This is a genomic window from Sporosarcina sp. SAFN-010 (genome assembly GCF_059415065.1).
The window spans coordinates 277374-292417 of the sequence record NZ_JBPFDS010000002.1; the positions used below are offsets into that span (position 1 = coordinate 277374).

Consider the following 15044-nt stretch of genomic DNA (forward strand, 5'->3'; position numbering starts at 1 on the left):
CACTACGCCTCTCTCTTCATCAGTTTCTCTTATCCTTCCTGTAAAGAATATAACTTCTACCTACATAATTCAACGGCACACTCCATACGTGAACGAGGCGTGTGAAGGGCCACATTGCAAAAATAAGAAAACCTGTGAGGATATGCAGCTTGAATGCAATAGGAACGGATGCCATGAACTCAGCTTGAGGCTGTAGAATGAGCAAGGATCGGAACCAGATTGAGATCGTCGCACGGTAGTCAAATCCCGGTGTCGTAGTGTTCGTAATCAGTGAACTGTATACACCGATAAATACAATAAACAGCAAGAACGAATTCACAATCAAATCCGAAGCGGATGACAAATGACGGACATTACTATTCGTAAACCGTCTACTTGTCAAAATAATCATTCCAACGAGCGTCACGACTCCGAAAAATCCGCCGCCCCATACTGCACCGATGTGATACATATGGTCACTGACTCCCATTGCACGCGTCCACTCCATTGGAATTCCTAGCCCCGCAACGTGACCCAGAATAACAGGGAATATCCCGATATGGAATAGCAAACTCCCAATCATCAATTGCCTTTTTTCGATGAATTCACTGGACTTCGCCGTCCAGCCAAACTGATCGTGTCTATAGCGAAAAATATGTCCGACTATGAATACTGCAATACAGAGGTAGGGGAAAATCACCCATAGAAATTGACTAGTCATTGGCTGGAACCTCCCGGCGGATACATGCTTTGAATTCTTCTCTCATCCCTTTCACAAGCGAATGATACGGGCTTTCGTATTTTTCTAACGCTTTCATCAAATGATAAGAACCATCTTCAAGGACAGCTAACAACATGGAGAAACTTTGTTGCGCACGTGGATCTCCTTTCCATTCAGCGGCGTAGATGAATTCACACATGAGCGGCAACGAATCCGAAAGTTCACTATCCGGCATGACAAGACCGAACATTTCATACAACACTTTGAGACGAGCCAGTGTTTGACCACGCTCTCTGGAATCACCATATTTCACATAGGTCATGAATAACGTGGCATCTTTTTGAAAATCCAGCGTGTACGTGTACATTTCCTGGATTTCATCGAGACTGTACGTTTGCATCTTATCCCAATACTCTTTGACCTCTTTATAGGAAGGATCGGAAGGGTTCAGCGACCCTTCCAACACACTCGGATGAAACGTCATTTTGTCGGGATATGAAAATTGCTTCGCAAAGAATCCGAAGATCTGTTTCTTTTCGTAGAGAAGGTCTAAGTCAATCACGCCAGATCCCCCCATAGAAGTTCTCTTCATAAATTTCCTTACCTGTCTTTACAGGAGCACTTGGTGATGCAGGTCCACATCCATCACAACTACCATTGGATCCCATTACTGAATAGCTATAGTTATCGGATTGTGCAGCTTCACCGTACGTCCCCATATCTGTGTAACCAGCTGAACCTTGTGATCGATAGACATTCATCTGTCCTTCTTTGTGGGAAGTCGGAATAACAAATCGATCCTCGTATTTCGCAATCGCAAGGAGGCGGTACATCTTCTTTGTTGAAGATGCCGTCAATCCGACGCGTTCCAGTTTGGATTCATCAAAGTCTTTACCGGAGGATTGCGCACGCATGAATGATCGCATCATCGCCATACGCTGCAAGGACCCTTTCACTGTTTCCGTGTCTCCAGCTGTCAGCATATTCGCTAAGTACTGAATCGGAATCCGCATCTCTTCAATTGCCGGGAAGATCATATCCGGATTCTGGATGGAATCTTTCCCCTCAAAGTAGTTCATGATTGGGCTTAGTGGTGGCACGTACCAAACCATTGGCAATGTACGATATTCAGGGTGTAACGGGAATGCGAGCTTGTATTCGATCGCAAGCTTATACACGGGTGAATTTTGTGCTGCTGTAATCCAGTCTTCTGAAATCCCATCTTTTCGTGCTTGCTCCATGACTTCAGGATCATTCGGATCAAGGAACAAATCACATTGTGCTTTGTACAAGTCTTTCGGATCTGGAGTTGCTGCGGCTTCTAGTACACGGTCTGCATCATACAACAAAACGCCTAGATAACGGATTCTTCCTGTACATGTCTCAGAACATACAGTAGGCAGTCCAGATTCAATTCTAGGGAAACAGAATGTACATTTCTCGGCTTTATTTGTTTTCCAGTTAAAGTACACTTTCTTATACGGACAGCCCGTCATACAATAGCGCCATCCTCGGCACGCTTCTTGGTCAACGAGTACGATTCCGTCTTCATCCCGTTTGTACATAGCGCCTGAAGGACAAGATGCTACACAACTCGGGTTTAAACAATGCTCACATAATCTGGGTAAATACATCATGAACGCTTGCTCAAAGTTGAACTTGATCTCTTCTTCGATCTTTTGGATATTCGGGTCAGTCGGTCCAGTAATGTGACCTCCTGCTAGTTGGTCTTCCCAGTTCGGACCCCACTCTAGATCCATATAGTCGCCTGTTATAACCGATTTAGCACGTGCAACCGGTGTATGCTTACTTTCCGGAGCAGTCGTCAGTTTTTCATAGTCGTACGTCCACGGCTCGTAGTAGTCTTTCATCTCAGGCATATCAGGATTGTAAAAAATCTTCCCGAGGGCAATCTTGGACAGCTTGGAGCCCGACTTGAGCTCCAATTTTCCGTTTCGCAAGTTCCATCCACCTTTGTAGATTTCCTGATCTTCCCAGCGTTTCGGATAGCCAATCCCAGGTTTCGTTTCCACGTTGTTGAACCACATGTATTCAGCACCTTCGCGGTTCGTCCATGTCGTTTTGCATGTCACACTGCACGTATGGCAGCCGATGCATTTGTCCAAGTTCATCACCATTGCGATTTGCGCTTTAATCTTCAAGCCAGTTGACCTCCTTCATTTTACGGACGGCTACGTATTCGTCACGTTGGTTTCCAATCGGTCCATAATAGTTAAATCCATAACTGAGTTGTGCGTAACCGCCTACCATTTGGGTCGGCTTCATATGGATACGAGTTGGTGCATTATGACTGCCTCCGCGTTCTTCCGTAATCTCTGAACCAGGAACTTGAATGTGTTTGTCTTGTGCGTGATACATGAACATTGTGCCTTTAGGAATCCGGTGGCTGACTACAGCACGTGCTGTTACGACACCATTCCGGTTGTACACTTCAAGCCAAGCATTATCGTCGATGTCGTGAGCTATTGCATCCACATCAGAGATCCATACAGTTGGTCCTCCACGGAACAACGTCAACATGTGCTGATTGTCTTGGTACGTCGAGTGGATGTTCCACTTGCCATGTGGCGTCAAGTAACGCAACACCAGTGAATCCTCTGTCCCTGCGACCGGTCGATCATGCGGTCCAAGTACGAGCGGTGGTAACGTCGGTTTATATACCGGTAATGCTTCACCAAAGTCCAAGAACAATTCGTGATCCAAGTAGAAATGCTGACGTCCAGTGAGTGTGCGGAACGGTACCATCCGTTCGATATTCGTTGTGAATGGTGAGTATCTCCGTCCAAGTTTGTTGGATCCACTAAACACTGGTGTCGGAATGACCTCACGTGGCTGTGCTGTGATGCTCGCGAATGTGAATCGCTCTGCTGCACGGTCTGCTGAAATATCCTTCAGCTCGACGCCTGTGTCGTGTTCCGCTGATACAAACGCTTTTTGAGAAACACGACCATTTGTTGCGGATGAAAGAGTTAACATCGCTTCAGCCGCATGCTTCGCTGTGTGCAGTTTCGGCAAGCCGTCCTTAATGGTGTCGTCTTCGTAGACACCGTTGATGCCTTTCATCATCTCGTATTCTTCAGCGACTGAGAAGCTGACACCATGTGCTCCGACTTTCCCTGTCGATAGAAGCGGACCGAGTGTGACGTACTTGTCATAGACTTTTGTATAGTCACGCTCCACGATTGTCATGCCCGGCATCGTCTTCCCTGGTATTGCTTCAACTTCGCCTTTCTTCCAATCTTTCACGTCCCCGTGTGGCTGGGCAATCTCCTGAATTGAGTCATGAGCAAGTGGAGAAGTGACGAGATCTTTGTACACACCCGGTAAATGAGTTTTCGCCATTTCTGAGAACGTTTCTGCAATGGATCGATAAATATCCCAGTCTGAACGAGATTCCCAAAGTGGATCCACTGCCGGGTTGAACGGGTGAACGAATGGGTGCATATCCGTTGAAGACAAATCTACTTTTTCATACCAAGTTGCTGCAGGAAGAACGATATCCGCATATAGTGGCGTTGTTGTCATACGGAAATCGAGTGCAACGAGCAAGTCGAGTTTCCCTTCAACTTCTTCGCGCCAGACGATTTCTTCAGGCTTCATGCGTTCGTTCGGCTTCGCAAGCAACCCATCAGAAGCTCCGAATAAATGCTTCATGAAGTATTCTTGACCTTTCGCTGAACTAGACACTAGATTTGAGCGCCACACGAATAGGCTTCTCGGGAAGTTTTCAGGTGCATCCGGATCTTCCACTGCAAAGTTCATTTTTCCGGAAGTCAGTTGTTCCTTCACATACTCTACAATTTCAGGTGTCGTTGTTTTTCCTTCTTTCGCTGCTTCTTCCGTCAGTTGTAGACTGTTTCTATTGAACTGTGGATAGGAAGGAAGCCATCCTAGGCGCGCCGCAAGTACGTTATAGTCTGCCGGATGCTCATATCTAGCGTCCCCGCCAAGTGGTGACATAAGGGATTGAGTGCCAGCTTCTTCATACTTCCATTGGTCTGTCGAGAAGTAGAAAAAGGATGTCGCGTTCTGCAGACGTGGCGGTGCTTGCCAGTCCCGTGCAAAGGCGATTGTACTCCACCCTTCAATTGGACGACATTTCTCTTGTCCGACGTAGTGAGCCCAACCTCCACCGTTCACACCTTGCGAAGCTGTTAACGTCACTAAATTTAAGATTGCGCGATAAATCGTATCACTGTTAAACCAGTGATTAATCCCTGCACCCATGATGATCATTGAACGTCCGCCTGTATCCAGTGCATTCTGTGCAAATTCCCTAGCAATCTGGACGACAAGTTCCGGTTTCACACTCGTAATCTTCTCTTGCCACGCCGGTGTATAGATAGACGATTTGTCGAAGTAATCTTTTGCTTCCAATTCGCTGCCGATTCGATTCACACCATATTGACTGAGCATGATGTCGTAAACAGTTGCGACGCGTCTTGTTGTGCCGTCTGCCATCGTAAGTACCTTCGTTGGAATCGGACGTGTGAAGACACCGTTCGATAAATTATCGAAGAATGGGAAATGAATTTCTTTCCACTCTGCATCTGCATCCGCAATGGACAATGCAGGTTCTACGCGAGTACCATCTTCTTTGTCGAGGAGCAAGTTCCATTTGACGTCATCTTCCCAACGCTGACCCATTGTCCCGTTCGGAACGATGATTTCATTGACGCTTTCATCCAAAATAACCGGTTTCCACTCTGAGTGCTGCGATTCTTGACCGATATCACTTGCGCGCAGGAATCGACCTGCTTTATATGCCCCTTCGTGTTCATCCAAAAAGACGAGGAATGGCATGTCTGTATATTGTTTAGCATAATTCAAGAACATCGGCTCTTTGCGCTGTTCATAAAACTCATCAAGAATGACATGTGTCATCGCTTGAGCAACAGCTGCATCCGTTCCTGGGTTCGCTGCAATCCAGTCATCCGCATGTGTAACGCTTTCCGCATAATCTGGTGCAACCGAGACGACCTTTGTTCCTTTGTAACGAACTTCAGTCATGAAGTGAGCATCCGGTGTACGTGTTAACGGAACGTTCGATCCCCACATGATAATGTATCCTGCGTTGAACCAGTCACTCGACTCTGGTACATCTGTCTGTTCACCCCAAATTTGCGGTGAAGAAGGCGGAAGATCTGCATACCAATCGTAGAAACTGAGCATTTCCCCACCAATAAGGGAGATAAAGCGAGCACCAGATGCATAACTGACCATCGACATCGCCGGAATTGGTGTAAAGCCTGCAATTCGGTCAGGTCCGTACTTTTGAATCGTATAAATGAGTTGTGCGGAGATGAGCATTGTTGCATCACGCCAATGAATACGGACGTGACCTCCTTTTCCGCGAGCTTGTTTATAGTCTGTCGATTTCTCTGGATCTTCTACAATGCTAGCCCATGCTTTAACAGGATCTTTATGCTCTGTCAGCGCCTGTCCCCACATGCGCCACAACTTCCCTCTGATGTACGGATATTTAATACGAAGCGGGCTATATTCATACCAAGAGAATGATGCTCCACGTGGACATCCGCGCGGTTCAAACTCCGGCATATCCGGGCCACAGGAAGGGTAGTCGATTTGTTGGTTCTCCCAAGTAATGATTCCGTTCTTGACGAACACTTTCCAACTGCATGAACCTGTACAGTTCACTCCATGTGTTGTCCGGACTACTTTGTCATGCGACCAGCGTTGACGGTACATGTTTTCCCAATCACGGTTCTTTTCTTCTAGCGCAGACCAATTGCCTGAATACTTTTCAACCGGTTTGAAGTAATTCAAATTGAATTTCGTTTTCTTCATTGAATTTCATGCTCCCTTCCTAATGACCAACAAGATGTGCAATGATGATACATTCTAGAATTTTCCTATATTTCTATCCTATAATGTATTCTGACTATTTTCCATTAGGGTTTTCCCTATTACTAAATTCAGTTCTTTTTTCACATCTAGAATATTGATATAAAGTATCAGTTTAGTCTCTTCCCTTTTCGGGAAAGACGTATCGGCGCTAATTAGGAGTGTATTGGCATGGATAGTTTTATGTCCATCGCCCCCTAATTCCCATTACTTTTTAAAGAAATGTATTGTGCCTTAATTTGAGTATATCGATGAATTCTCCAGATATATATGAGGGTAAGTCCTATTTCACACCAAGATTTTTGACCATTTTCCCGATGGACTTAGGGAAATGGAGGGGGGATAGTCGGTAAGTTTCGAAGAAATGCTCTTGCAAGAATGAGTCACTACACATTTTTGAGTGTTATCGGTCAAATCAGCCAAGTTCCACTTCAATTGAAGAGAGTTTTCCATCGTCCAGAGTAGGTTAACTATCAAAATCATCTCGTTTTACACTAGATTGATGAGTTGATCACTACTTGACTACAATGCGATTGTTGTGAGGGATTACTCGGAGTCATTCAGGGCTTTTCTTTTCGTCTCCTTGAATTTACTCCATAAAAAAAGCCAAGCGATCAGCAATATGCTGAACACTTGGCTTTTCCATTATTTATAGATCGTCGAATCCGTTTAAATCACTCGTTTTCACGTATTGACGGGAAGTTTGTTCGAAGAAGTCTGTTTTCGTTCCATCGAAATTGTCCGTATAAGCACGGATCCACTTCATAGGATTGTCGATGAATTCCGGATAGATTTCGCTGAGTCCGAGCATGCGAAGCATTTTGTTGGCACGGTATTTGACATAGCCGTCCATTTCATCCAAGTCGATGCCATCGATATCAGCAAGCACGTAGCGGCTCCAAATCGTTTCCTGCTCCACAGAATGACGGAACTGGTCGTAGATCCATTCCGTAAATTCTTCTGTATTGTACTCAGGATTTTCCGCAAGTGCCGCACGGAAGATATCGCTAATTGCTTTTCCGTGCTGCAGCTCATCACGATTAATGTACGAAATCATCGTCGAGGTACCTACCATCTTTTGATGGCGAGCTAGGTTGTAGAAGAACGCAAATCCACTATAGAAAAATAGCCCTTCAAGCAACGTTGTGTAAACCATTGCCTTTAGTACGGTTTCAATCGTTGGATTCGTTGCGAATTCATTGTAAATCTCAACAATGCGTTCGTTTCGCTTCATTAATACTTCGTCTGACCGTCCCATTTCAAATGACTCCACTTGCTTGTCATATGTTGTCACGGAAGACAGGACGTATGCATAGCTATGGTTGTGCTCGCTTTCCTGGTCAGCGATCGTTGCCATAATCGATTTGACGGATGGATCTGTCGCAAAGTCAGCGATTTTCATCGCAACGACCGTCTGTGGACCGTCAAGCGTTGCAAGTAGGCCGATAATCTTCAAGAATGCGTCTTGCTCTAATTTAGAAAGGTTCGCGAATTGCTTCACGTCTTGTGTCAAATCTACTTCATTGGCTGTCCAGAACAATGAACGGATTCGCTGACGCAATGTATAGAAATGCGGATGTGCCAAGTTGTTCCAGTTCAGGATACCACTTGCTTCCCCGCCGAAAATCGCGGTTGCTTTGTTTGGATTTGTTGGATTTAGTACGTTAACTCGTGTAAGTGTTTCCAATGGTCTAGCACTCCTTCTGCCCAGTCTGTCACGCGGATCTCTTGCGCGCCACGCGGGCTTTGTTCAATTTTCAGCGGCTCAAGCGCTGAGTTATAAAAACGAGCTAATTTCACGGCTGCTTTGCAAAACAGATCATCGCCACCGAATTGTGTATCTCCCGTTCCAAATACGTACACGTGATCCGGCTTTACGCCGACATCCAGTACGAAATCTTTCACTTCGTCAGGCGTTGAGCCTTGGTCCCATGTAAACGATCCGACAATCATCGCGTCAAAATCTCGATAATCTGGTACGGGTCCTATGCCGATGCGATGCATCTGAACTGATGCACCGCTAGCCACTAATGTCTTTTCTATCAATTCCGCAGTTTCTGCAGTATTGCCGCTCCAAGAAGCATAGGCAATTAAGAATGACACCATTCGCACTCCTCGATTTCTGAAGCTGTTGAACGAGTATAATACGTTGTTTTCATTCCTGATTTCCAAGCTTGCAAGTGAAGATTAAGTAATACAGAAGCACGGATATTATTCGGTACATAGAAGTTAAATGAAATCGATTGGTCAATGTGACGCTGACGCGCAGCGTTTTGCTTAATCGACCAACGCTGATCGACAATATATGCAGAACGACGGTAAACATCGTACGTATTATGGTCTAAGTCCGGTGCAATGACCGGCAATTTATAGTCTTTCTTCTCTTCATGGTAGAACGGTTTGAACACAGGGTCGATTGATGCTGTAGAACCTGCGATGACGGATGTTGAACTGTTCGGTGCAACCGCCATCAGATAACCATTACGAATTCCTGTTTCCGCAACGTTTTTACGTAGCTCGTTCCATTCGTCTGAAACGTATTCGCGTTTGTCGAAGTACGCTCCTGTTTCCCAATCGGATCCTTCGAACAATGGATACGCTCCCTTTTCGCCAGCAATTTCCATAGAAGAACGAATCGTCAAGTACGCAATTTGTTCATACAGACGATCTGCGAATTCAACCGCTTCGTCTGACTCCCACTGAATTCCTTCCAGTGCAAGAAGATGATGCCATCCGAAAGTCCCAAGTCCAATTCCACGATAACGGCTGTTTGTACGCTGCGCTTGGACAACCGGAATCTTATTCAAATCGATTACGTTATCGAGCATACGAACTTGAATTGGGATCAAGCGCTCCAATACACCTGCAGGGACAGCTTTACCTAAGTTGACTGACGACAAGTTACAAACTACGAAGTCGCCTGGTTTTGAACGAGTCACAACGATATCATCTTCCAATGTGACGGACTCAAATTCAGTGGCACTCATGTTTTGCATGATTTCTGAACATAAGTTACTTGAATACACGATACCTGCGTGCTTATTCGGGTTTGCACGGTTTACTTCATCACGGTAGAACATATAAGGTGTGCCCGTTTCAAGCTGGCTGCGCATGATGCGTTTCATGATTTCGATCGCCGGGACGGAATCTCTTGAAATTTCAGGATGATTCACACACGCTTCATAGCGCTCACGGAATGTTCCAGCACCCTTTGCTTCATCGTAAGAGTCTTCGAGTGAATACCCCATCACTGTACGAACTTCGTGTGGGTCAAACAAGTGCCAATCTGCGCGAGCATCGACAGCTTCCATGAATAAGTCAGGCAAGCAAACGCCAGTGAAAATATCATGTGCACGAAGACGTTCGTCACCGTTATTCAATTTCAAGTCAAGGAACGTGAAAATATCTTTATGCCAAACATCTAGATAGACGGCTACTGCGCCTTGACGCTGTCCGAGCTGATCTACGCTAACCGCAGTGTTATTCAATTGCTTGATCCAAGGGAGGACTCCGCTGGAAGCACCTTTGAAACCACGGATGGATGATCCACGTGAACGGACTTTCCCCATATAGACGCCAATGCCGCCGCCGTATTTCGACAAGTTTGCGATATCCGTGTTGCTGTTATAAATTCCCGTTAATGAATCATCAACCGTGTCAATAAAACAACTGGAAAGCTGACCGTGTGGTTTTCCTGCATTAGAAAGTGTCGGTGTTGCAACAGTCATGTACAAGTTGCTCATCGCCCAATACGCTTCAGCGATTTTCCCAATACGATCCTCTGTTTCGCGTTGCATAAGCGTCATTGCAATTACAAGCCAACGCTCTTGTGGCAACTCAACAGGAACTTTTGAGTAGTTGACAGCTGCGTAGCGGTCCATCAGTGTTTTCAAGCCGATGTATGTAAACAGCTTGTCCCGTTCAGGTTGTATAAGAGCCCCGATTGCTGTCAATTCGTCGGTTGTATAGTTTTTCGCCAAGTCTTCCGTATAAAGACCTTGTTTAACTAGAGACGCGACATGACCCGCAAAGTTCGAATAAACAGCTTTCCCGCGAAGTTGCTGCTGGTCTGCATACAATTTTTGCAAGTATAGACGTGCTGCAACGAACGTCCAGTAGCTAGATGCTTCGTCAATCAGACTTAACGTTTCAAGAACCATTGCATTTGTCCACTCAGCAAGTGCTCCTCCTGGATGTTTTGCAAACCATTTGTCACTCGCTCCTGTAAGTGGAGCAATTCGTTCTGCACCAAATTCCTCCTGCAAAGTTTCAAGCACGCGTGTTGTATCATTCGTTTCACGGGTTAATGTCATATCGACCGTCTCCTTCCAATTTCTCTCATATTTTAGCAATTAAAAAAGAGCTGAGAAAACGCGATTCAAAGGCGTTTCCTGCGAAAGCCTTTATGACGGCATTTCGGCATCAGCACTATATATAGTGTTTATATTCTTTATCTACCCTAACATCTTGTGTCCAAACAGTAAATAGGCAAAAAGTGACGTTAATTTCCCTTTGTCGCCTATATGTGTTTTGCACCCGGGATTTTCTCTCGAAAGACTAGTTTATCACACATTGAGTTAGGACAGTTACTCGCACCGCTCCAAATTATTAGAAACAAAATCCTTGCTCTTTTCTTCCTATTCCGCTTATCAGATAGATGCATTTTCATGCATGAAAAATTTAAAACAGAGGAGAAATTTTGCAATCTCAACCTCTGCTTTAATTGTTAACTACCCAATATACTTAATCTTGTTTTGCTAATTCAAACCGTTCGACAACTTCTTGAAGTTCACTCGCAATGCGTGACATTTGTTGCACAGAACCTGCAACACGTTCAAGTTCTTGTTGCTGGGCAACTGAAGAAGCGCTCACCTGTTCTGCAGATGCAGCTGTTTCTTCTGAAACTGCAGATACACTTTGAATTGCAAGTACGGCCTGATCTTTATGTGAAATCATTTCCGATAAATTCGCTGAGAGCTCCGCGATCGATTTGTTCATTTCATTAGTTAGTTGCGCATTGAGTGCAAATGACATTTCTGTACTCGCGACAGACTCGCTCTGAGTCTTCATTGATTTCGTATTTTGAGCAATCACGTCAACCGTAGCTTTCGACTGATCCAGAATTTCTTGGACGGTCTGTTGGATTGTTCCTGTTTCGCGGCTCGATTGCTCCGCAAGCTTACGTACTTCTTCAGCAACTACGGCAAAGCCTTTTCCGTTCTCGCCTGCACGCGCTGCTTCAATACTCGCGTTAAGCGCGAGCAGGTTCGTTTGAGCCGTAATATCCTGGATGGACGTAATCACATGGTTAATGCCTGAAATTTTGTCTGTTAGGGCTGTCATTTGCTGCTCCACTTGCGCGTTCATACGGTTTGCCAACTCATTTTGTTCGCGCAACCGATCGACTTCTGCAAGTCCGTTTTGCGTAGACTCCACTGTTTGACGTGATAAGCCATCCATATTTTCAGATAGTGTTGAAATGGCCGTAATCTGATCTGCGAGGTCCCCCATGCGGTGGCTCGTCTCTTCTGTGTCTTCTGATTGCTTAGATGCCCCTTGAGCAATCTCTTCTGTTGCAACTGAGACCTCTTGGCTGGACGCAACGATTTCTTCAAACGCATGATTTACCTGAGCGGATGAATCCGTAAGTCGTGAAGAAGCAGACAATACTTCCACAAGCGCTTCATTTGTTTGGCTGAGCATATGGTTGTACGAAGTGGCAACAGAGCCAATTTCGTCTTGCTTCAGCTTGCTCACATCTACTTGTTCCGTCAAATCTCCTGACGCCGCCAATTCCATCGATTTCTGAATGCGTGTCAGTGGGTTTATGTGGCGATATACGAAAAATGCGGTAACGAGACCCATTAATACCACCATAACTGCAGCTGCAATTAACGTAAAGATCACAATGCGTGCAAAAGGAGCAACGATTACTGTGCGTGGTAATACTGTTTGGACGGACCATGTCTGTTCAAATCCATTCAAGGTAATTGGAGCAAATGCGTTGAATGCTTTTTCGTCATATGTTTTTGAATCCACATATAGTGAGTCTGTTTTTCCAGCTGTTAATTTGTCTTTCACAGGCTGCCAATCAATGGCGTCCTTCATATTCGAATTGTTCAGTTGCTCTTTCAGACTGTTTTGGATAAGAACGCCATCGTCAGATATGACAGAAGCATATCCGCCTTCAGGTGCAATTTCTTTAGTTAACTCTCCAAGAAAATCTAGTGACATGTTTGCACTGATTACCCCTGCAAAATCCCCGTTTCCTGTTAGTAACGGCACGGATAGAGAAGTAAAACTGTTATTTTTCCCATCTACCTCATACGTTGTCGGTTCTTGGAAATAAGATTTCTTATCGGCTTTTGGCCGTAAATACCAATCACCTTGGCCCGATTCTTCATAACCACTTGCAGGTTCAATTTGTATTCCATCTTTTGTTTTCAATAAGAACGGAGTAAACCTTCCTTCTGAGTCTATAAGTTTCTGGTTAGAATCAGACAAACCTTCTGTAGAAAGAACACCTTTTTCAAATACAGCACTCATACTAACTGCATTCGGATTTCCTTCTAGATTCGCTTGAAGCACTGATAGAACATCAGTCGCTGCCAATTTAGAATTCGAATTCATCGTTTCTAATACTCGTTTAGTTGTACTAAGCGATTCATCCGTTTGCTTAAATTGTTCACTTAGCTTTAATGCAACTCGCTCTGTATTCGTTGTTGCAATTTCCTCAGCATCATTTACGGTAATGCTATGTGTGTAAATCATAGTTCCAAATGCATAGAGCGCAAACAACAGGAAAAACACTCCTATTATGAGTGATGAGAGTTTAAAGACAACACTTTTCGACTTTTTCATTATGTACATCCCTTCTATACTTTAAGACTTAACGATTATACCTAATAGCATATTCAAAGGATAGCATTTAGAACTTTCGTCACAAAAAAGCCACTAGACCAATGACTCATCTAGTAGCTTCTTGTATTTGCTTCTTATTGCAATTTAGCATTTACTTTGATTGTTCTTCGCCCCAACATTCAGTTCCCTTTAACCCTGGAATCGATTTTGCTTGGAACCTAGGATTCAACCCTTTGCGACGCTGAATAGTAAAGTCATCCAATACTTTGAAGGCAGTTCGACTCAAGACTGCAATGACAATGAGGTTCAATACAGCCATCAGACCCATGAAGACATCCGCAAGATCCCATACAGTCTGGACTTTCGCCATTGCACCGAACATGACCATGCCCAGTACAGCAAGACGATACACCGTCATCCAAACCTTATGTGCATTAATGAATTCAATATTTGTTTCCCCATAATAGTAGTTTCCGATTATTGAACTGAATGCAAAGAACAAAATTGCAATCGCTACAAAATAAGGAGCCCAAGAACCCACGTGCTCCGCCATGGAAGCTTGTGTCAACAGGATTCCATCTGTCTCGCCTTTATCATAAAGTCCGGCAAGTAGAATAATGAACGCTGTCGCTGAGCAAATAATAATCGTATCGAAGAACACTCCAAGACTCTGAACAAGTCCTTGTTTCGCAGGATGCGTCACGTTTGCTGTTGCAGCAGCGTTTGGTACACTACCCATACCTGCTTCGTTTGAGAATAACCCTCGACGAACACCTTGCATGATTGCAACTCCGACACCGCCACCTACCATTTCCTTAATGCCGAATGCATGCTCAACAATCAAAGCAATCATTGCAGGAATTTCAGTAATATTCACAATAACAATATACAAAGCTACAATAATATATAATGTGGCCATGACGGGCACGATCGCTTGAGTTACTTTTACAATCCTTTTAACACCGCCAAAGATTATGATTGCTGTTAACACAACAAGAACAATACCTACAGCCCAATCCGGAACATTAAACACATCCGAGAATGACTGACTAATTGTATTTGACTGAACTGCGTTAAATATAAAACCAAAACATAGTGTAAGTAATATAGCAAAAACAATTCCTAACCCTCTTAACCCCAACGCCTTTTGCATATAGTACGCTGGACCACCTCGGAACGTATCACCATCTCGCACTTTATAGACTTGTGCTAACGTACTTTCGATGAAAGCGGTTGCCATTCCAATAATTGCAATAATCCACATCCAAAATATCGCACCTGGACCACCAATTCCAATGGCAAGAGCGACACCAGTCACATTTCCTGTACCTACACGAGAGGCAGCGCTGATTGTAAATGCTTGGAATGCCGAAACACCGTCTTCACTATCTTTCTTTTCAGTTATCAATCGGAACATTTCACCGAAGAGACGAAATTGAACAAACTTCGTTCCGATGGTGAAGTAAAGTCCGAGCACTAGCAACAAGCCGATAAGTACATAAGACCACAAATAATTATTGAACGAGCCTGTTATCCAATTTAAAAAATCTGTAAGCATCAAGCCACACCTCCACTTATTGTATTCTATTAAACTTCA

General features: G+C 44.4%; 9 protein-coding genes. All 9 read right to left on the reverse strand.

All coding sequences use genetic code 11. From position 1 onward, the window contains the following. Nucleotides 1-19: 19 nt before the first annotated feature. The 9 genes from narI to ACR65F_RS04295 all read right to left on the reverse strand — a co-directional run bounded on the left by narI (nt 20) and on the right by ACR65F_RS04295 (nt 15005). On the reverse strand, nt 20-700 hold the full coding sequence (narI, locus tag ACR65F_RS04255) for a respiratory nitrate reductase subunit gamma (protein ID WP_039042686.1): 681 nt from the start codon (nt 698-700) through the stop codon (nt 20-22). Beyond that, nucleotides 693-1262, reverse strand: coding sequence for a nitrate reductase molybdenum cofactor assembly chaperone (gene narJ / locus ACR65F_RS04260; RefSeq protein WP_039042685.1), 570 nt, complete (start codon nt 1260-1262; stop codon nt 693-695). Before narJ ends, narI begins: the two co-directional genes overlap by 8 nt. Further along, a complete protein-coding gene (narH, locus tag ACR65F_RS04265; protein WP_440503394.1) occupies nt 1255-2862 on the reverse strand; it encodes a nitrate reductase subunit beta in 1608 nt (535 codons plus the stop codon). Before narH ends, narJ begins: the two co-directional genes overlap by 8 nt. Further along, on the reverse strand, nt 2852-6529 hold the full coding sequence (locus ACR65F_RS04270; RefSeq protein ID WP_440503395.1) for a nitrate reductase subunit alpha: 3678 nt from the start codon (nt 6527-6529) through the stop codon (nt 2852-2854). Before ACR65F_RS04270 ends, narH begins: the two co-directional genes overlap by 11 nt. A 706-nt stretch (nt 6530-7235) precedes the next feature. Next, entirely contained in the window at nt 7236-8273 is a 1038-nt protein-coding gene (locus tag ACR65F_RS04275) for a ribonucleotide-diphosphate reductase subunit beta (RefSeq protein ID WP_039042682.1), read from the reverse strand. Beyond that, nucleotides 8243-8692: a flavodoxin gene (locus ACR65F_RS04280; protein ID WP_440503396.1), complete on the reverse strand. Its 450-nt coding sequence runs from the start codon at nt 8690-8692 to the stop codon at nt 8243-8245. The genes ACR65F_RS04275 and ACR65F_RS04280 overlap by 31 nt, the downstream gene beginning before the upstream one ends. After that, on the reverse strand, nt 8677-10899 hold the full coding sequence (locus tag ACR65F_RS04285; RefSeq protein ID WP_440503397.1) for a ribonucleoside-diphosphate reductase subunit alpha: 2223 nt from the start codon (nt 10897-10899) through the stop codon (nt 8677-8679). Before ACR65F_RS04285 ends, ACR65F_RS04280 begins: the two co-directional genes overlap by 16 nt. 430 nt (nt 10900-11329) lie before the next feature. Next, on the reverse strand, nt 11330-13447 hold the full coding sequence (locus ACR65F_RS04290) for a methyl-accepting chemotaxis protein (RefSeq protein WP_440503398.1): 2118 nt from the start codon (nt 13445-13447) through the stop codon (nt 11330-11332). Nucleotides 13448-13598: 151 nt separating this feature from the next. Continuing rightward, nucleotides 13599-15005: an alanine/glycine:cation symporter family protein gene (locus ACR65F_RS04295; RefSeq protein ID WP_440503399.1), complete on the reverse strand. Its 1407-nt coding sequence runs from the start codon at nt 15003-15005 to the stop codon at nt 13599-13601. Nucleotides 15006-15044 lie beyond the last annotated feature (39 nt).